We start from the raw sequence: 17,072 nt of genomic DNA on the forward strand, positions 1-17,072 counted from the left end.
GGGTGTGGCCTGCGGGATGTGGTGCCGCAGGTGCAGTGCCGCACGGCACAGGAGGGTGTCGCATAGAAATGCTGATCCTCGTATAGAATTCCAAAGTCCGTGTCCCTCATCCGTTGGAGCGCCCCCATGGCGACAGTCCCGACCGCCCTCGCCGGCCGCCACTTCCTCAAGGAGCTGGACTTCACCGAGGAGGAGTTTCGCGGGCTGGTCGAGCTGGCCGCCGAGCTGAAGGCCGCCAAGCGGGCCGGGACCGAGACGCGGTACCTGGGCGGGAAGAACATCGCGCTGATCTTCGAGAAGACCTCGACACGCACCCGCTGTGCCTTCGAGGTCGCCGCCGCCGACCAGGGCGCCTCGACGACCTGTCTCGATCCGTCCGGCTCGCAGATCGGGCACAAGGAGTCCGTCAAGGACACCGCCCGTGTGCTCGGCCGGATGTTCGACGCCATCGAGTACCGCGGGGACAGCCAGGCCGCCGTCGAGGAGCTGGCCGCCCATGCCGGCGTCCCCGTCTACAACGGGCTCACCGACGACTGGCATCCGACCCAGATGCTGGCCGACGTGCTCACCATGACCGAGCACAGCGCCAAGCCGCTGAAGGAGATCGCCTTCGCCTACCTCGGCGACGCCCGCTTCAACATGGGCAACTCCTACCTCGTCACCGGCGCCCTGCTCGGCATGGACGTGCGCCTGGTCGCTCCCAAGACCTACTGGCCCGCCCAGGAGATCGTCGACCGGGCGCGCGAGCTCGCCGGGGCCAGCGGCGCCCGCATCACGCTCACCGAGTCCCTGGAGGACGGCGTGCGCGGCGCCGACTTCGTCGCCACCGACGTCTGGGTGTCCATGGGAGAGCCCAAGGAGGTCTGGGACGAGCGCATCGAGGCCCTCGCCCCGTACGCCGTGACGATGGACGTGCTGCGCGCCACCGGCAACCCGGACGTCAGGTTCCTGCACTGCCTGCCCGCCTTCCACGACCTGGGCACCAAGGTCGGCCGCGACATCCACGAGCGGCACGGCCTCACCTCCCTGGAGGTCACCGACGAGGTGTTCGAGTCGGCCCACTCGGTCGTCTTCGACGAGGCCGAGAACCGGCTGCACACCATCAAGGCGATCATGGTCGCGACGCTCGCCCGACCCGTGCACCGCGCAACCTGATCCCTGGTCGCGTTCTGCGCCATCGGCTTCACCGCCTTCCGGCACGGCAACCTCACCCCGTTCTCGCCGGCCGGCATCAGCGGCATCGGCGCGGGCACCACGGCCGCGTTCTTCTCCTACATCGGCTTCGACGCGATCACCACGGCCGGCGAGGAGGCGAAGAACCCGCGCCGGGACATCCCCGTCGCCATCCTCGTCTGCATCGGCCTGGTCACCCTGCTGTACTGCGCGGTCGCGCTCGCCGCGATCGGCGCCATCGGCGGCGGCCAGGTCGGCGGCCGGCCCGCCGCGCTGAGTTACGTCGTCAACGTCGTGACCGGCTCCTCGGCCGGCGGCGCGGTGATCGCCTTCGGCGCGGTCGTCGCCATCGCCTCGGTCGTCCTCGCCGTGATGTACGGCCAGACCCGCATCCTGATGTCGATGTCCCGCGACGGCCTCGTCCCACGCGTCTTCGAGAAGGTCTCGCAGCGCACCGCCACGCCCGTCGCCGGCACCCTGATCGTGGCGATCGTCTTCGCGCTCCCCGCGGCCTTCGCGTCGCTGGACGCCGTGGTCAACCTGTGCACCATCGGCACCCTTGCCACCATGGCCGTCGTCAACGTCGCCGTGATCGCGCTGCGCCGCCGCCAGCCGGGCCTCGCCCGCAGCTTCCGGGTGCCGCTCTACCCCGTTGTCCCGCTGCTCGGCGTCGCCTGTTGCCTGTATCTGATGTACGAGACGGGCTGGGCGACCTGGGTCCAGTTCGCCGCGTTCCTCGCGGCCGGGCTCGCCGTCTACGTCCTCTACGGGCGCCGGAACTCCCGCCTGGCGGCGCGGGCGGCTCTAGCCGCGGGCACCGCGGACACCGCGGTCGCCGCGGACGTCCCGGTGGCCATGGAGGTCACGCGGGACGCAGCCGAGGCCGCATCGCGGACAGCCTGAACCACACCGCCTTGCCCGACTCGGTCGGGCGGTGCCCGCAGGACGAGCTGAGGGCGCGGATCAGCAGCAGGCCGCGCCCGTGCTCCTGCCAGGGGTCCGGTGCCGTGAGTCCCGGGTGGGTCAGGCCGCCGGGCGGGGCCGGGTCCGGGTCGTGCACCTCGACATGGCAGCCGCTTGGCAACAGCTCCACCACCAGCTCTATCGGGCCCAGGCCCGCGGTGTGCTCCACCGCGTTCGCGACCAGTTCCGCCGTGAGCAGCTCCGCCGTGTCGCCATCGGCCGTGTGCTCCAGCTCGGCCAGCGCGGTTCGGACCAGGGCGCGGGCCACCGGCACGGCGGCGGCCGTGTGCGGCAGCGCGACGCGCCAAGAGGCTGAGGCGGCGGGGGGTTCGTGCAACGTGTGTCCGTTCATGGCGCAGAACGTCCCAGTGGTCACCATCAGGCTGTCCTGCTTTCGGTCTCAGGAATGGTACGGGGGCCGTCCGGGCGGCTTCCGGCGGCCTCCGTCCGGAACCGGCGGGCCCCGGCACGGACGGCCTACCCGGGGGAACGGCACCTCTCCCGTGCCTGCGCCCGTCGTTACCGCGCTATTGACGAGCCGTGACGAAGCGGCGGGTACCGGCCACATTGTCACGGCCCATATCGCGCACTCGTGACGACAGTCACGGATGGGTGATAGCTTCGGGAGGGAAGCTCAGCGAGCCACAGGCATGGGCGCAGGCCCAGGCAGAGGCAGGGGGCAGCCCCCGAGGAGGCCGCACGTCATGAGTCCCTTCACCGGTTCCGCCGCCCGTACCTCGCGCTGGCGGCATCTGCGCGCCGAGATCACCGACGGTGTCGCCACCGTCACGCTCCACCGTCCCGAGAAACTCAACGCGCTGACCTTCGGCGCCTACGCCGACCTGCGCGACCTGCTCGCCGAACTCTCCCGCGAGCGGGCCGTGCGCGCCCTGGTGCTGGCCGGCGAGGGACGTGGCTTCTGCTCGGGCGGCGACGTCGACGAGATCATCGGCGCCACCCTGGGCATGGACACCGCACAGCTGCTGGACTTCAACCGCATGACCGGGCAGGTGGTCCGGGCCGTACGGGAGTGCCCCTTCCCGGTGATCGCGGCGGTGCACGGGGTCGCGGCGGGAGCGGGGGCGGTACTGGCGCTGGCCGCCGACTTCCGCGTGGCGGACCCGAGCGCCCGGTTCGCCTTCCTCTTCACCCGGGTCGGCCTGTCCGGCGGCGACATGGGCGCGGCCTATCTGCTGCCCCGGGTGGTCGGGCTCGGCCACGCGACCCGGCTGCTGATGCTCGGCGAGCCGGTGCGGGCGCCCGAGGCCGAGCGGATCGGGCTGATCAGCGTGCTCACGGGCGAAGGACACGCCGACGAGGAGGCCCAGGCCCTGGCCCACCGCCTCGCCGACGGCCCGGCCCTCGCCCACGCCCAGACCAAGGCCCTGCTCACCGCCGAGCTGGACATGCCGCTTGCCGCCGCGGTCGAGATGGACGCCGCCACGCAGGCCCTGCTGATGAACGGCGAGGACTACGCCGAGTTCCACGCCGCCTTCACCGAGAAGCGGCCGCCCAAGTGGCGGGGGAGGTGACCGGAGATGACCGGTGCCACGAGGGTCGCGGTCATCGGCGGCGGGCCCGGGGGCCTGTACGCGGCCGCCCTGCTCAAGCGACTCGACCCCGCCCGCGAGGTCACCGTCTTCGAGCGCAACGCGCCCGACGACACCTTCGGGTTCGGGGTCGTGCTCTCCGACGAGACGCTCGGCGGGATCGAACACGCCGACCCGGTGGTCTACCAGGCGCTGCAGCGCGACTTCGTGCGCTGGGACGACATCGACATCGTGCACCGCGGCGCCCGGCACACCTCCGGCGGCCACGGCTTCGCCGCGCTGGGCAGGCGCAGGCTCCTGGAGATCCTGCACGAGCGCTGCCGCTGCCTCGGCGTCGAGCTGCGTTTCCGCACCGAGGCGCCGGACCCGGCGGGGCTCGTGCAGGCGTACGACCTGGTGATCGCAGCCGACGGGGTGCACAGCGCCACGCGGGAGGCGTACGCCGAGGTCTTCCGCCCACGCGTGACCGGCCACCGCTGCCGCTACATCTGGCTCGCCGCCGACTTCGCCTTCGACGCCTTCCGCTTCGAGGTCGCCGAGACCGAGCACGGCGTGATGCAGCTGCACGGCTATCCCTATGCGGCCGGCTCCTCCACGGTCATCGTCGAGATGCGCGAGGAGGTGTGGCGCGCGGCCGGCTTCGCGGAGATGGACGAGCAGGAGTCCGTCGAGCGCTGCGCCAAGATCTTCGCGGACGCGCTCGGCGGACGGCCGCTCAGGTCCAACAAGTCGGCCTGGACCACCTTCCGCACGGTCGTCAACGAGCGCTGGTCGCACGGCAACCTGGTCCTGCTCGGCGACGCCGCCCACACCGCCCACTTCTCCATCGGCTCCGGAACCAAGCTCGCCGTCGAGGACGCCCTCGCGCTCGCCGCCTGCCTGGCGGAACAGGACTTGCTGGACGAGGCGCTGACCGCCTACGAGGAGGAGCGCAAACCGGTCGTCGCCTCCACCCAGCGCGCCGCCCGCGCCAGCCTGGAGTGGTTCGAGAACCTGGGCCTGTACCTGGACCAGCCGCCCCGCCAGTTCGCCTTCAACCTGCTCACCCGCAGCCGCCGCGTCACCCACGACAACCTGCGCCTGCGGGACGCCCGCTTCACCGAGGCCGTGGAGGGCGAGTTCGGCTGCCCGCCCGGCACGCCCCCGATGTTCACCCCGTTCCGGCTGCGCGGGCTGACCCTGCGCAACCGGGTCGTCGTCTCGCCCATGGACATGTACTCGGCGGTCGACGGCGTGCCCGGTGACTTCCATCTCGTCCACCTGGGCGCCCGCGCCCTCGGCGGCGCCGGCCTGGTGATGACCGAGATGGTCTGCGTCAGCCCCGAGGGCCGGATCACCCCGGGCTGCGCCGGACTGTGGACCGGGCGGCAGGCGGAGGCATGGCGGCGGATCACCGGCTTCGTGCACCGGCAGGCGCCGGGCACCGCGATCGGCGTGCAGCTCGGCCACTCCGGGCGCAAGGGCTCCACCAGGCTGATGTGGGAGGGCATGGACGAGCCGCTCCCGGACGGCAACTGGCCCCTGGTGGCCGCCTCCCCGCTGCCGTACAGGCCGGGCGGCCAGACCCCGCGCCAGCTCTCCCGCTCCCAGCTGACCGATGTCCGCGAGCAGTTCGCCACCGCCGCCCGGCGGGCCGCCCGCGTCGGCTTCGACCTGCTCGAACTGCACTGCGCCCACGGCTATCTGCTCTCCGGTTTCCTCTCCCCGCTGACCAATCACCGCACGGACGCCTACGGCGGCTCGCTGGAGAAGCGGCTGCGCTTCCCGCTGGAGGTCTTCGACGCCGTGCGCGCGGTGTGGCCCGAGGAGCGCCCCATGACCGTACGGATCTCCGCCACCGACTGGGCCGAGGGCGGAACGACGGCCGAGGAGGCCGTGGCCATCGCCCGCGCGTTCGCCGCGCAGGGCGCCGACGCGATCGACGTGTCGACCGGGCAGGTGGTCGCCGGGGAGCGGCCGGAGTTCGGGCGGTCCTACCAGACGCCGTTCGCCGACCGGATCCGGCACGAGGCCGGTGTCCCCGTGATCGCGGTCGGTGCGATCTCCTCCTGGGACGACGTCAACTCCCTGCTCCTGGCCGGGCGTACGGACCTCTGCGCGCTCGCCCGCCCGCATCTGTACGACCCGCACTGGACCCTGCACGCCGCCGCCGAACAGGGCTACACGGGCCCGGCCGCCGTCTGGCCGGTGCCCTACCGCGCGGGCAGCCGCCGCCCGCAGACCGGCCGCACGGACGCCCCCAGGCCCCGGCTCGGACTCGGCGGTTGACCGGCCGTCACAGACCGGCGAACCCGGCCCCCGCGTCCCGCAGCCGCTCGTGCAGCCCGCGGAAGACGGCGGCCGAGCGGGCCCCCGGCCAGTCGGCGGGCAGCAGCCGGGCGGGCAGGCCGGGATCGGCATAGGGCAGATGGCGCCAGGAGTCCAGGGCGAGGAGGTAGTCGCGGTAGGCCTCCTCGGGCGGGGTCTCGGCGCGCTGCTCCCAGGCGCGCAGCACGCGCGCGTGCCGGTCCAGGAACGCCTCGTGCTGCTTGGCGATCGCCGCCAGGTCCCACCAGCGCCCGACCGCCTGGGCCGTCGGGGTGAAGCCCAGGTGCTCGCCGCGGAAGAAGTCCACGTACGGGTCCAGCTGGAGCCGCCGGAGCGTGTGCCGGGTCTCCTCGTACAGCCGGGCCGGGGCGATCCACACGCCGGGCGCCGCCGTGCCGAAGCCGAGCCCGGCCAGCCGGGAGCGCAGCACGTGCCGCTTGTTGCGCTCCGACTCCGGCACGGAGAACACGGCGAGCACCCAGCCCTCGTCCTCGGGCGGTGCGGCGGCGTAGATGCGGCGATCGCCGTCGTCGAGCAACTGGCGTGCCTCGTCGGACAGTTCGTAGCCCGCCGCGCCCTGCGCCGTGCGGGCCGGCACCAGCAGCCCGCGCCGCTTGAGCCGGGACACCGAGGAGCGCACGGAGGGCGCGTCCACGCCGGCCGCGGCCAGCAGCCGGATCAGCTCGGCGACCGGCACCGGGCCCGGCACGAAGCGGCCGTACGCTCCGTAGAGCGTGACGATGAGGGACCTCGGGGCGTGCTGCGCGTGCTGCTCGGACACATTGATCATTTTAGGTCGTCGGCATCACTGCTGGTCACACTCACCCCGCCGGATCCGCGCCGCGCAGCCGGAACCGCTGGAGCTTGCCCGTCGCCGTGCGCGGCAGTGCGTCCAGGAAGACTATCTCGCGCGGGCACTTGTACGGCGCCAGCTCGGACTTCACATGCGCGCGCAGGGCCTCCGCGTCCCGCGCCGCGCCCGCCTTCAGGACGGCGTAGGCCACCACGACCTGCCCGCGCGCCTCGTCGGGCCGCCCGACGACCGCCGCCTCCACCACGTCCGGGTGGCGCAGCAGTGCGTCCTCGACCTCCGGGCCCGCGATGTTGTACCCGGCCGAGATGATCATGTCGTCGGCGCGGGCCACGTAGCGGAAGTAGCCGTCGCTGTCGCGGACGTAGGTGTCGCCGGTGACGTTCCAGCCGTCGCGCACGTACACGCGCTGCCGCGGGTCGGCGAGGTAACGGCAGCCGACGGGGCCCCGGACGGCCAGCAGGCCCGGCGTTCCGTCGGCCACGGGGACGCCGTGCTCGTCCTGCACGCGCGCGTGCCACCCCGGTACGGGCACCCCGGTGGTGCCGGGGCGGATGTCCTCGTCCGCCGCCGAGATGAAGATGTGCAGCAGCTCGGTCGCGCCGATGCCGTTGACGATGCGCAGGCCGGTCCGCTCGTGCCAGGCGTGCCAGGTGGCCGCCGGAAGGTTCTCCCCGGCGGACACACAGCGCCTGAGCGAGGAGGTGTCGTACCCGTCCAGCTCGTCGAGCATCGCCCGGTAGGCGGTGGGAGCGGTGAACATGACGGACACCCGGTGTTCGGCGACGGCGGCCAGCAGCTGCTCGGGATGGGCCTGTTCGAGCAGCAGGGCGCTGGCCCCGGCACGCATCGGGAAGACCACCAGACCGCCGAGGCCGAAGGTGAAACCGAGCGGGGGACTGCCCGCGAAGACGTCGTCCGCGCGGGGCTTGAGCACATGCCGGGAGAAGGTGTCCGCGATCGCCAGCACGTCCCGGTGGAAGTGCACGCAGCCCTTGGGCCGGCCGGTGGTGCCCGAGGTGAAGGCGATGAGCGCCACGTCGTCCGCGGCGGTGGCCACGGCCGGGTACGGGACGTCGGGTGCCGGACGGTGGAGGAGATCGTCGGGCGCGTCGCCGCCGTACGTCGTGATCGCGAGCCCCGGTATCTCCGCCTTGGCCAGGTCGTCCACGGCCCGTACGTCGCACAGCGCGTGCCGGACCCGGGCGATCTCGCAGACCGTGCTCAGCTCGTGCGGGCGCTGCTGGGCCAGCACCGTGACGGCGACCGCGCCCGCCTTCAGCACGGCCAGCCAGCAGGCTGCCAGCCACGGGGTCGTCGGGCCGCGCAGCAGTACCCGGTTGCCGGGGACCACGCCGAGCTCGCCGGTGAGGACGTGCGCGACGCGGTCGACTCGGGCGCGCAGCTCGCCGTAGGTCCAGGTCTCCCCGGACGGAGTACGGAACACCGGGCGCCCGGCGCCGGTGCGGTCCAGCAGCTCGGCGGCGCAGTTCAGCCGGGCGGGGTAGCGCAGCTCCGGCAGGTCGAAGCGGAGCTCGGGCCACTGTTCCGGGGGCGGGAGGTGGTCGCGCGCGAAGGTGTCGACGTGGGCCGAGGCGGTGGCCGGCCGGGCGTCGTCCCTGCTCGGGTCGCCGTGCTGGTTCCTGCTGGGAGCCATCGGGTCCATGGCGGTTCGCCCCCTCGTGGTGGTGGGCTCGCACAGGGAGCGTATCGTGTTGGTGACGACAGTCAATGGAGCGCGATACGGTGGAGGTGAACCCCGGGCGCCCCGGGGGGAGGGAGGACCGGCGAATGCCCGCATTCTCGCTCGACCCGGAACACTCGGCGTGGTGCGCCGAGCTGCGCACCCTGGCCGCCGACCGGCTGCGCCCGCTGGCGGAGAAGGGCGAGCCCGGCCGGGTGAACCGCGCGCTCCTCGCCGAACTGGGCCGGCTCGGCCTCCTGGAGCGCCTGTTCACCTCCGGCGCCCTCGACCTGTGCCTGATGCGGGAGTCCCTCGCCTACGCCTGCACCGAGGCCGAGACCGCCCTCGCCCTCCAGGGCCTGGGCGCCCACCCGGTCCACGCCCATGGCACCCCCGCCCAGCGCGACCGCTGGCTGCCCGCGGTGATCGACGGCAGCGCGGTGGCGGCCTTCGCCCTCAGCGAGCCCGGGGCGGGATCGGACGCGGCGGCGCTGGCGCTCGCGGCCCGCCCCGACGGCCCGTCCCGCTGGCGGCTCAGCGGCGGGAAGTGCTGGATCTCCAACGCGCCCGAGGCCGACGTCCACACCGTCTTCGCACGCACCACGCCCGGCGCCGGGTCCCGCGGCGTGACCGCCTTCCTGGTCCCGGCCGACCGGCCCGGCCTCACCGGCAGCGCGCTGGAGATGCTCTCCCCGCACCCCATCGGCACCCTGGACTTCGACGGGGTCCCGGTCACGGCGGACGACGTGCTCGGTGAGGCCGACCGCGGTTTCCGGGTCGCCATGGGCACCCTCAACCTGTTCCGCCCCAGCGTCGGCGCCTTCGCCGTCGGCATGGCGCAGGCCGCGCTGGACGCCACCGTCGCCCACACCGCCCGGCGCGACGCCTTCGGCGGCAGGCTGAGCGACCTGCAGACCGTCGCCCACCAGACAGCCGAGATGGCCCTGCGCACGGAGGCGGCCCGCCTGATGGTGTACGCGGCGGCGACGGCGTACGACGACGGCGCCCCGGACGTCCCCAGGCGCTCCGCCATGGCGAAGCTGCTCGCCACCGAGACCGCGCAGTACGTCGTCGACACGGCCGTCCAGTTGCACGGCGCCCGCGCCCTGCGCCGCGGCCACCTCCTCGAACACCTCTACCGCGAGGTGCGCGCACCTCGGATCTACGAGGGCGCGAGCGAGGTGCAGCGGGGCATCATCGCCAAGGAGCTGTACGCACAGTCCCACACGACCGGGGAGGCGCCGTGACCGCCGAGCGAGTCAACCCGCCCGGGCTGTCCCCGCCCACGGGCTTCTCCCACGCCGTCGTGGCAACCGGCTCCCGGCTGGTGTTCCTGGCAGGCCAGACGGCTCTCGACGCGGACGGCAAGGTCGTCGGCGACACCCTCCCCGAGCAGTTCGAACGGGCCCTTGCCAACCTCCTCGCCGCGCTGCGCGCCGCCGGTGGCACCCCCGCCGACCTCGCCCGTGTCACGGTCTACGCCACCGACGTCGCCGACTACCGCGCCCGCACCTTCGAACTCGGCCGCCTCTGGCGCAAGTTCGCGGGCCGCGACTACCCGGCGATGGCGGTCGTGCAGGTGGTCCGACTGTGGGACGAGCGGGCGTTGGTGGAACTCGACGGCTTCGCGGTACTGGACGAGGGGACGTAGGATCTCGTCGTGCATCGTTGAGTTCCCCGACCGGCTCGGCCTGTGGGACGTCACGCTCGCCGAGAGCGACTGCGGCCGCGCCCGGACGGTGGCGGCCCGGCACCCCGAGCGGCTCGCCCAGATGCCCCGCGCCCACGGCCACCGCGTCGCCGAACTCCTGCCCAGGGGCCTGCTGCCGGAGATCGGGGACTCCCGGACGCTGATCGCCGAGGACCGGCCGGAGCAACTCGCCCCGGCGCTGCGGGAGTTGGTCGCGGAACAGTGGTGGCCAGGTGTCAGGCAGCCATCGCGAGCCGCTCGGCGGGTACCCGGTGCGGCGCCACGACCCGGCCGTCGGGCAGCAGTTCACCGGTGTCGTCGAAGACGATCGCCCCGTTGCACAGCAGGCTCCAGCCCTGCTCGGGGCGGGCGGCGACGACGTGCGGAACATGGGCGTCGGCTGCGGGGCACGAGGGCTGGTGGGAACACATGGCGCACCTCCACGTCGGTGGGTCCGGTCGGCGGACCGTTCGTACGGCGGCCGTCGGGACCACTCGTACGGGTAGACCATGCACCCGTCGTGAACTCATCGGAACGGCCCGCCGCCAAGTGTGACAACACGCGGACAGTGCGGGGACCGTTCCCCGACGCCCGCGGCGGACTCGCCACCGAAGGAGTGAGATCACGGCCGCGCGCGCGAGTGCCCGGTACCAGTGGAAGCCCCCATTGCAGTCAACTGGGAGGCCTTCCATGTCCGTCAGGTCCCTGCGTCCCGTTCTCGGCACCCTCGGCACCCTCGGCACCCTCGGCACCCTCGGCGCGGTCGCCGCGGCCCTGCTGGCCGCCGCACCGGCCGCACCCGCATCCGCCGCCACGGCCGCCGACGAGACCGTCACCGTCGACCCGACCGCCCGCCTGGCGGCGGACGGCACCGTCACCATCCACGGCACCTACCGCTGCACCGACGCCACCGGGGTGGTCTTCGTCGGCTCCGCCATCAGCCGGAACGACTCGACGGCGCGCCACGGCATCGGCGGCACCCGCGCGGTGTGCGACGGCGCCGAGCACCGCTGGGTCAACACCGGCAGGCCCTTCGGCGCCCTGTACCAGGGAGCCGCCCACGTCGAGGCCACCGTCCTGGAACTGGCCCCCCGGGGCGGCCTGCCGCTGGTGCCCCGCTTCCACGCGGTCCACGAACAGGATGTCACGCTGATCCGGGTCTGAACCAAGACCCCGGCGGAGTCGAGGGGGAGGCCGGAGCGGCAGGCCCGGGACCTGTCTCGGCACGGTTCCCGGGCCTGCCGCTCCGGACGGGCGCGAGGGCCGGTGCGTATCAGGAACGGCCGGCCGAGGAGACGGCGGTACCCCGGGCCGGTCACCTTGCCGACGCGGCGGCAAGCGCGCGCAGCGCCTTCTTGTCCACCTTGCCCATCGGGGTGCGCGGCAGCCGGGCGACCGGGACCAGCCGGTCGGGGATCTTGTACGTGGCCAGGCCGCGCTCCCGGAGGAACTCCTTCATCGCGGACGTCCGGACATCCGCCTCGGTCAGCACGACGAACGCGTACGTCCGCTCGCCGAGCACGGTGTCCGCCACACCGATCACGGCCGCGTCCTGTACGGCCGGGTGGGTGCGCAGTTGCCGCTCCACCTCCTCCGCCGACACCTTTTCACCGGCCCGGTTGATGACGTCCTTGATCCTTCCGACGATCATGATGTTGCCGTCCGGCCTGCGCCGGACGAGATCGCCGGTCCGGAAGAAGCCGTCCGGCGTGAACGCACGGGCGTTCTCCTCGGGAGCCCGGTAGTACCCCCGGATCGTGTACGGACCCCGTACCTCCATCTCGCCGGCCTCCCCGTCGGGCACGGTCTTCCCGGACTCGTCGACGATCCGGACCTCGTCGGCCCGCGACATGGGCCGTCCGTCCGTGTTCACGGCCACCTCGTCCGGATCGTCGAGCCTGGTGTGGGTCAGCAGACCCTCGCTGATGCCGTACCACCGCATGATCCGGCACCCGAGGACCTGACCCGCCCGACTCGCGAGTGCCGGGTCGAGCGGGGCGCTGCCGACCTGGATGAGCAGTCCGGACAGTTCGCCGGGCTGCCGTCCTGAGTCGGCCCACAACCGCAGTACGGAGGGCACGAGCGTGGTCACGGTGACGCCCTCGCGACGGATCAGCGGGAACACCTCGTCGGGACGCACACTCGACGTGAGGACCGCCTTGCCGCCCAGCAGGAGACTGCCGAGCACACCCGGACAGGCGAGCGCCGCCTGGTGCGCGACGGGATTGACGGCGAGATAGGCCAAGTCCGGGCCGACGCGCATCGCTTCCGCGGTGGCCCGCATCACGTAGACGTAGTCGTCATGGGTCCGGGGGATCAGTTTCGGCAGTCCGGTGGTGCCCCCGGACAGCAGGAACAGCGCCGGATCGGACGGGTCCACGCGGGGCAGCGGGACGCCCTCGCTGCCCAGCGACTCCAGTGCGGTGAACTCCTGGGCGTCGCCGCTGACGAGCACGTGCGGCACGGAGGGGATCTCCCGGGCGAGCTCGCGGAAGTCGAATCCGCCGAACTCGTCCTTCACGGCGTAGGCCACCGCACCGGAATGGGCACACATGTGGGATATCTCGGCCTTGCGGTGGCCGGGCAGCGCCAGGACCGGGATGGCTCCGGCGCGCAGCAGGGCGAAGACCAGGATGACGAACTCGGGGATGTTGGGCAGGTGTACGACCACCCGGTCGAGCGGTCTGATGCCCAGTTCGATCAGGCCGCCCGCCAGCCGGTCGGCCCGTCCGGACAGCTCCGCGTAGGTCATCCTGCGCTCGCCGCAGACCACGGCCACGCGGTCGGCATGCCGTCGGCAGGATTCGTGCAGCAGGTCACCGATCGGCCGGCCGAGCCAGACTCCCGTCCGGCGCAGGTCCGCCGCCAGCCGGCCGGGCCAGGGCACAAAACCCTCGAGCATGATGGCTTTCCCTTTCAGGAGGTCCCTTTCAGGAGGTCGACCGCGGACGGAAACCAACGGGGACGCCGGTGGACCGGGCCGGTGAGGCCGGGCGACGGGCTCATCCGGGATCCTCCTTGTCCCTCGCATCGTCATGGGCCGACCACGCGGCGCCGCTGATGTCTTGCCGACATCTTTCGCGGACTCCGTGATTTCGCATGGAGTGGAAACCATGGGACCGGTGACGCGACGGCCGACGAGGAAGGCGGAGATGATGAGCCGGATACGGGAACGGGGCTGGGTGCGGTCTCTGGCCGCCGTCGACCGTCCCGACGTTCGTGTGGTGTGCTTCCCGCATTCCGGCGGGTCGGCGACCGCATTCAGCGAGTGGCCCGCCGCGCTGCCTCCCGGGGTGTCGCTCGTGGCCGTCCAGTACCCCGGCCGCGGTGACAGGTTCGGGGAGCCACCCATGGACGATGTGACCGCGATGGCCGGCCGCGCCGCGGCGGAACTGCTGCGGCTCCCCCCGAGCGAACACGTGCTCTTCGGGCACAGTCTGGGCGCGCTGGTGGCCTACGAGACCGCCTTGGTACTGCGGGACGCGGGCGAGGAGCCGCGAAGGCTCTGCGTGTCCGCCGCGCTCCCGCCCGGAACCGAGGGCGGTGACAGCATCCACCTGGCACCCGACGACGAGTTCTGGGCGACGCTGTGCGGGCTGGGCGGCATCGAACCCGGTATCGCCGAGAGCGCCGAGCTGCGCGAACTCCTGCTGCCGACGCTGCGCTCGGACCTGCGGGCCCATGCCACCTACCGGCCCCGCCCCGGGACCCCGCCGCTGTCCTGCCCGGTGCACTGCTATCACGGTGTGGGCGACCCGCTGGTGGACGAGGCGCGACTGGCGCAGTGGGCGCGCGTCACCTCCGGTGAGTTCACGCTGAGCGTGCGGCCGGGAGGGCACTTCCACGTGGCAACCGGCGTCGGGGAACTGGTCGCGGACGTCGTGCGCCGGGGCCCGGCGTGAGCGGCGCCGGAGAACGGTGCGGGCGGTGCGGGCTCATGTGCCCGAACGCCATGGAGCGCCGGTGAACAGGAGAAGAGGCGGGCACAGTCGCCGGGCCAGTGACCTCATGGCGGGGGTGCCGCTTTGAAGACGATCACCGTGATTCCCGGTGACGGTATCGGGCCGGAAGTGATCGAACCGGCGCTGGACATTCTTGAGACTCTCGCACTCGGTGTGCGGATGGATGTCCTCGACCACGTGAACGCGGAAAGGTACCTGCGCACCGGGGGTGCCCTGGCCGAGGCCGATCTCGACCGGATCCGGACCAGCGAGGCGACGCTGCTCGGTGCGGTCGGGGATCCCCGGCTGAGCGACACCGGATACGTACGGAGCGTGCTGTCCACACTGCGCCTCGAACTCGACCTCTACGCCAATTACCGGCCCGCGCGGCTGTGGCACGACAGGCTCAGCCCCCTGCGTGACGAAGCGCGACGCGCGATCGACTGTGTGATCGTCAGGGAGAACACCGAAGGACTGTACAGCGGCGTCGGCGGCAGCACACGGATGGGATCCCCGCAGGAGATCGCCATCGACGTGGACCTCAGCACCCATCACGGTGTGTCGCGCATCATGGAATTCGCCTTCTCCGTGGCGCGACGGTCGGTGTGCCTGGTGGACAAGGCCAACGCGGTCCGGAACGGCGGGCAGTTGTGGCAGCGCTGCTGGCACGAGGCGGTCGCGCGGCACCCGCAGTTCGACACGTCACATCTCTACGTGGACGCCGCCGCGATGAAGCTGGCGACCGATCCGACCGCCTTCGACGTCATCGTCACGAACAATTCCTACGGGGACATCCTGAGCGATCTCACCGCCGCCCTCGCGGGCGGGCTCGGCGTGGCGGCGTCGGCCAATCTCAACCCCGCCACCGGGCACGGTCTCTTCGAGCCCGTACACGGCAGCGCGCCCGACATCGCGGGGACCGGGGTCGCCAATCCGTTCGCCGCCATTCTCTCCGTGGCGCTGCTGATCGAGCACATGGGCCGTGCCGGCGAGGCCGGCGCCGTTCGCCGGGCAGTCGCAGCCGCCGTCGAGGCCGGAAGAGTCACCCCCGACCTCGGCGGGTCCCTGAGCACGAAGGAGGTGGGCGCCGTGGTTCTGGCGGAACTGGGGCAGCCCTAGGCCCTGACGAATTCCCTGCCCGGAATGCGACGCGGAACGACGGTGGTCGGCGGAATGAAGGTCAGTCGAGGGGACGGCGATGCCATGCACGGAAACGACGAGGGCCGCGCGGAGCGTAATCCCGAGATCGTCATCGTGGGGGGCGGCCTGGTCGGTGCGGTCACGGCCATGTATCTCGCCCCCCGGTTCGGTCCGGTCACGATCGTGGAGAAGCGGGGGGACCCGCGCCGCGGTGCCGGCGGACAGGGACGGTCCCTCACGGTGATGCTGTCCGCGCGCGGCTGGCGCGTACTGTCGGACCTGGGTCTCGCTCGGGCGGTGCGGGAGATATGCGTCCCCCTGCACGGGCGCTGCGCGCACCTGCCCGACGGCAGCTCCCACGTCACCCCCTACAGCCGGGACGGGCAGCCCATCTGGTCGGTGGAGCGTGAGCGGCTGCATCACATCCTGCTGGACGCCGCCGAGGCGACTCTGGGCGTACGCATACGCTTCGGGCAGCGGGTGCGCTCCGTGGAGCTGGACGAACCGGCCGTGCTCGTGGAAGACCACCACGGTCGGCGGCGGTTGACGTGTCGCCGCGTCCTCGGCTGCGACGGCGCCCATTCCACGGCCCGTGCCGCGCTGGCCGCCCGCACCGCACCGGCACAGGTGCGGAATCTCGAGCTGGCCTATCAGGAGATCGATGTGCCGGGCGGCTGGCTCGACAGCAGGACCATGCACTACTGGCCGACCGGTGACGCGTTGTTCGCCGCGTTCCCCATGCCGTCGGGGGAGTACTCCGGCTCCCTGTTCATGCGCCTCGAAGGGCCGGCGCCCTCCTACGCCACGGCCGACGGCGGCCGGGACCTGTTCGAGGTGTTCGCCGACCGCTTCCCCGAACCGACCGCCGCCATCCCGGACATCGCCGGACAGCTCGCCACCAAGTCCGTCTCCACGCTCACGGTCGTACGCTGCGACCGATGGGTCTGGCAGGACACGTTCGCGCTGCTCGGAGACGCCTGTCACGCGATGGCCCCCTTCATGGGCCACGGCATGAACTGCGGTTTCGAGGACGCCCGCACCCTCGTCACCTGCCTCGACTCCACCGAGGACTGGACGGCGGCCCTGGCCGCCTATGAGAAGTCGCGGATCGAGGACGCCGATGCGATCTCCCACCTCTCCTACCAGCACTACCACACCATGGCCAACCCGCCGCAGGAGGCGACCGCCCACGCCAGGGGAGTCCTGCGGAAGCGTCTCGGCGACCTCTTTCCCGACCGGTTCGTGCCCCTGTACGAGCAGTGCGCCTTCACCGAGGAGAGCTACGCCTCGGTGCTGAGGAACGACCGGCGCCTGGACCGCCTCGTGGAGAGCCTCCTCGGCCGGTACGGCGCGGAGCTCGTCACGGCTTCCGACAGCCGGCTGCGTGCCTGCACACCGCCCCTCACCCCGAACACAGTCACCCTGGAGGACTCCGGATGTTCGTGATCCTGTTCAAGTCGCGCCTCTCCGATGAGGCGGGCGAGGACTACTACGCCACCGAGGAGCACATGCGGGAGCGGGTCCGCGCCATCGCCGGGTCCGATCTGATGGAGGTCAAGCACTACACGGGGGAGGACGGTGAGCGCCTCGCGGTCGTCACGTGGCGGGACGCGGCAACCCTGGACAAGTGGCGTGCCGACCCCGAGCACCAGGTGGCGCAGCGGATGGGCCGTGAACGGTGGTACTCCTCTTATGAGTTGACCGTGGCCGAGGTGATCCGGACCAGCTCCCACGATGCCGGGGCCGCGGTTGAGTCGTCGGACGGCCCACCGTCGGACGAGCCGCGGTAGGGGGTGACCCGGCGGTGGGCGTG

Annotated in this window: 15 protein-coding genes and 1 pseudogene; 11 read left to right on the plus strand and 5 right to left on the minus strand. The window is 72.3% G+C overall.

What is annotated here, in order from left to right; translation table 11 throughout:
* Positions 1–126 precede the first annotated feature (126 nt).
* Both argF and ACH4UM_RS24130 read left to right on the plus strand, forming a co-directional pair.
* Positions 127–1,155 carry an ornithine carbamoyltransferase gene (gene argF / locus ACH4UM_RS24125; protein ID WP_398182850.1) on the plus strand — a complete coding sequence of 343 codons (1,029 nt, stop codon included), beginning with the start codon at positions 127–129 and terminating at the stop codon, positions 1,153–1,155.
* A 3-nt stretch (positions 1,156–1,158) separates the two neighbouring features.
* Positions 1,159–2,076, plus strand: a pseudogene (locus tag ACH4UM_RS24130) (APC family permease); the annotation flags it as partial.
* Here ACH4UM_RS24130 and ACH4UM_RS24135 read toward each other — a convergent pair.
* Positions 2,036–2,488: an ATP-binding protein gene (locus ACH4UM_RS24135; RefSeq protein WP_398182853.1), complete on the minus strand. Its 453-nt coding sequence runs from the start codon at positions 2,486–2,488 to the stop codon at positions 2,036–2,038. The pseudogene ACH4UM_RS24130 and the gene ACH4UM_RS24135 overlap by 41 nt on opposite strands.
* 352 nt (positions 2,489–2,840) lie before the next feature.
* On the opposite strand from ACH4UM_RS24135, the gene ACH4UM_RS24140 reads away from it, so the two are divergent.
* Positions 2,841–3,668, plus strand: coding sequence for an enoyl-CoA hydratase family protein (locus ACH4UM_RS24140; RefSeq protein ID WP_398182856.1), 828 nt, complete (start codon positions 2,841–2,843; stop codon positions 3,666–3,668).
* Positions 3,669–3,674: 6 nt separating this feature from the next.
* The gene (locus tag ACH4UM_RS24145) at positions 3,675–5,954 is read left to right on the plus strand and encodes a bifunctional salicylyl-CoA 5-hydroxylase/oxidoreductase (RefSeq protein WP_398182859.1); all 2,280 of its coding nucleotides are present in this window, start codon (positions 3,675–3,677) and stop codon (positions 5,952–5,954) included.
* Between the two features lie 7 nt (positions 5,955–5,961).
* Here ACH4UM_RS24145 and ACH4UM_RS24150 read toward each other — a convergent pair whose 3' ends face one another.
* Both ACH4UM_RS24150 and ACH4UM_RS24155 read right to left on the minus strand, forming a co-directional pair.
* Positions 5,962–6,783 carry a PaaX family transcriptional regulator C-terminal domain-containing protein gene (locus tag ACH4UM_RS24150; protein WP_398182862.1) on the minus strand — a complete coding sequence of 274 codons (822 nt, stop codon included), beginning with the start codon at positions 6,781–6,783 and terminating at the stop codon, positions 5,962–5,964.
* 31 nt (positions 6,784–6,814) lie between these two features.
* Positions 6,815–8,461: an AMP-binding protein gene (locus ACH4UM_RS24155; protein ID WP_398182865.1), complete on the minus strand. Its 1,647-nt coding sequence runs from the start codon at positions 8,459–8,461 to the stop codon at positions 6,815–6,817.
* Positions 8,462–8,595: 134 nt separating this feature from the next.
* Between ACH4UM_RS24155 and ACH4UM_RS24160 the strand changes: the two genes are divergently transcribed.
* Both ACH4UM_RS24160 and ACH4UM_RS24165 read left to right on the plus strand, forming a co-directional pair.
* Positions 8,596–9,735: an acyl-CoA dehydrogenase family protein gene (locus ACH4UM_RS24160; protein ID WP_398182867.1), complete on the plus strand. Its 1,140-nt coding sequence runs from the start codon at positions 8,596–8,598 to the stop codon at positions 9,733–9,735.
* Positions 9,732–10,139 carry a RidA family protein gene (locus ACH4UM_RS24165; RefSeq protein ID WP_398182870.1) on the plus strand — a complete coding sequence of 136 codons (408 nt, stop codon included), beginning with the start codon at positions 9,732–9,734 and terminating at the stop codon, positions 10,137–10,139. The genes ACH4UM_RS24160 and ACH4UM_RS24165 overlap by 4 nt, the downstream gene beginning before the upstream one ends.
* Positions 10,140–10,414: 275 nt before the next feature.
* Here ACH4UM_RS24165 and ACH4UM_RS24170 read toward each other — a convergent pair whose 3' ends face one another.
* Complete coding sequence (locus ACH4UM_RS24170; RefSeq protein WP_398182877.1) at positions 10,415–10,609, minus strand: DUF5999 family protein; 195 nt, start codon at positions 10,607–10,609, stop codon at positions 10,415–10,417.
* A gap of 259 nt (positions 10,610–10,868) precedes the next feature.
* On the opposite strand from ACH4UM_RS24170, the gene ACH4UM_RS24175 reads away from it, so the two are divergent.
* On the plus strand, positions 10,869–11,342 hold the full coding sequence (locus ACH4UM_RS24175) for a DUF6299 family protein (protein ID WP_398182879.1): 474 nt from the start codon (positions 10,869–10,871) through the stop codon (positions 11,340–11,342).
* A 151-nt stretch (positions 11,343–11,493) separates the two neighbouring features.
* Here the strand turns inward: ACH4UM_RS24175 and ACH4UM_RS24180 are convergent, their stop codons facing one another.
* Positions 11,494–13,080 (minus strand): (2,3-dihydroxybenzoyl)adenylate synthase, encoded by a 1,587-nt coding sequence (locus ACH4UM_RS24180; RefSeq protein ID WP_398182881.1) that lies wholly within the window; start codon positions 13,078–13,080, stop codon positions 11,494–11,496.
* Positions 13,081–13,333: 253 nt separating this feature from the next.
* Here ACH4UM_RS24180 and ACH4UM_RS24185 point away from each other — a divergent pair, with 253 nt between their 5' ends.
* From ACH4UM_RS24185 to ACH4UM_RS24200, 4 genes are all read left to right on the plus strand, one after another.
* On the plus strand, positions 13,334–14,080 hold the full coding sequence (locus ACH4UM_RS24185) for a thioesterase II family protein (RefSeq protein ID WP_398182933.1): 747 nt from the start codon (positions 13,334–13,336) through the stop codon (positions 14,078–14,080).
* 123 nt (positions 14,081–14,203) lie between these two features.
* A complete protein-coding gene (locus ACH4UM_RS24190) occupies positions 14,204–15,238 on the plus strand; it encodes an isocitrate/isopropylmalate dehydrogenase family protein (protein WP_398182884.1) in 1,035 nt (344 codons plus the stop codon).
* Positions 15,239–15,322: 84 nt separating this feature from the next.
* Positions 15,323–16,705: an FAD-dependent oxidoreductase gene (locus ACH4UM_RS24195; RefSeq protein WP_398182887.1), complete on the plus strand. Its 1,383-nt coding sequence runs from the start codon at positions 15,323–15,325 to the stop codon at positions 16,703–16,705.
* The gene (locus ACH4UM_RS24200) at positions 16,696–17,049 is read left to right on the plus strand and encodes an antibiotic biosynthesis monooxygenase family protein (RefSeq protein ID WP_398182890.1); all 354 of its coding nucleotides are present in this window, start codon (positions 16,696–16,698) and stop codon (positions 17,047–17,049) included. The genes ACH4UM_RS24195 and ACH4UM_RS24200 overlap by 10 nt, the downstream gene beginning before the upstream one ends.
* Positions 17,050–17,072 lie beyond the last annotated feature (23 nt).

The sequence above is a fragment of the Streptomyces sp. NPDC020801 genome, from assembly GCF_044334385.1.
Lineage (GTDB): Bacteria > Actinomycetota > Actinomycetes > Streptomycetales > Streptomycetaceae > Streptomyces.

What these genes read in the sequence shown, in the direction of transcription:
- ACH4UM_RS24170 (WP_398182877.1), bottom strand. Translation starts at nt 10,609, where the DNA reads ATGTGTTCCCACCAGCCCTCGTGCCCCGCAGCCGACGCCCATGTTCCG.
- ACH4UM_RS24195 (WP_398182887.1), top strand. Translation starts at nt 15,323, where the DNA reads ATGCACGGAAACGACGAGGGCCGCGCGGAGCGTAATCCCGAGATCGTC.
- ACH4UM_RS24140 (WP_398182856.1), top strand. Translation starts at nt 2,841, where the DNA reads ATGAGTCCCTTCACCGGTTCCGCCGCCCGTACCTCGCGCTGGCGGCAT.
- argF (WP_398182850.1), top strand. Translation starts at nt 127, where the DNA reads ATGGCGACAGTCCCGACCGCCCTCGCCGGCCGCCACTTCCTCAAGGAG.
- ACH4UM_RS24155 (WP_398182865.1), bottom strand. Translation starts at nt 8,461, where the DNA reads ATGGCTCCCAGCAGGAACCAGCACGGCGACCCGAGCAGGGACGACGCC.
- ACH4UM_RS24200 (WP_398182890.1), top strand. Translation starts at nt 16,696, where the DNA reads ATGTTCGTGATCCTGTTCAAGTCGCGCCTCTCCGATGAGGCGGGCGAG.
- ACH4UM_RS24185 (WP_398182933.1), top strand. Translation starts at nt 13,334, where the DNA reads ATGAGCCGGATACGGGAACGGGGCTGGGTGCGGTCTCTGGCCGCCGTC.
- ACH4UM_RS24180 (WP_398182881.1), bottom strand. Translation starts at nt 13,080, where the DNA reads ATGCTCGAGGGTTTTGTGCCCTGGCCCGGCCGGCTGGCGGCGGACCTG.
- ACH4UM_RS24160 (WP_398182867.1), top strand. Translation starts at nt 8,596, where the DNA reads ATGCCCGCATTCTCGCTCGACCCGGAACACTCGGCGTGGTGCGCCGAG.
- ACH4UM_RS24145 (WP_398182859.1), top strand. Translation starts at nt 3,675, where the DNA reads ATGACCGGTGCCACGAGGGTCGCGGTCATCGGCGGCGGGCCCGGGGGC.
- ACH4UM_RS24175 (WP_398182879.1), top strand. Translation starts at nt 10,869, where the DNA reads ATGTCCGTCAGGTCCCTGCGTCCCGTTCTCGGCACCCTCGGCACCCTC.
- ACH4UM_RS24135 (WP_398182853.1), bottom strand. Translation starts at nt 2,488, where the DNA reads ATGAACGGACACACGTTGCACGAACCCCCCGCCGCCTCAGCCTCTTGG.
- ACH4UM_RS24150 (WP_398182862.1), bottom strand. Translation starts at nt 6,783, where the DNA reads ATGATCAATGTGTCCGAGCAGCACGCGCAGCACGCCCCGAGGTCCCTC.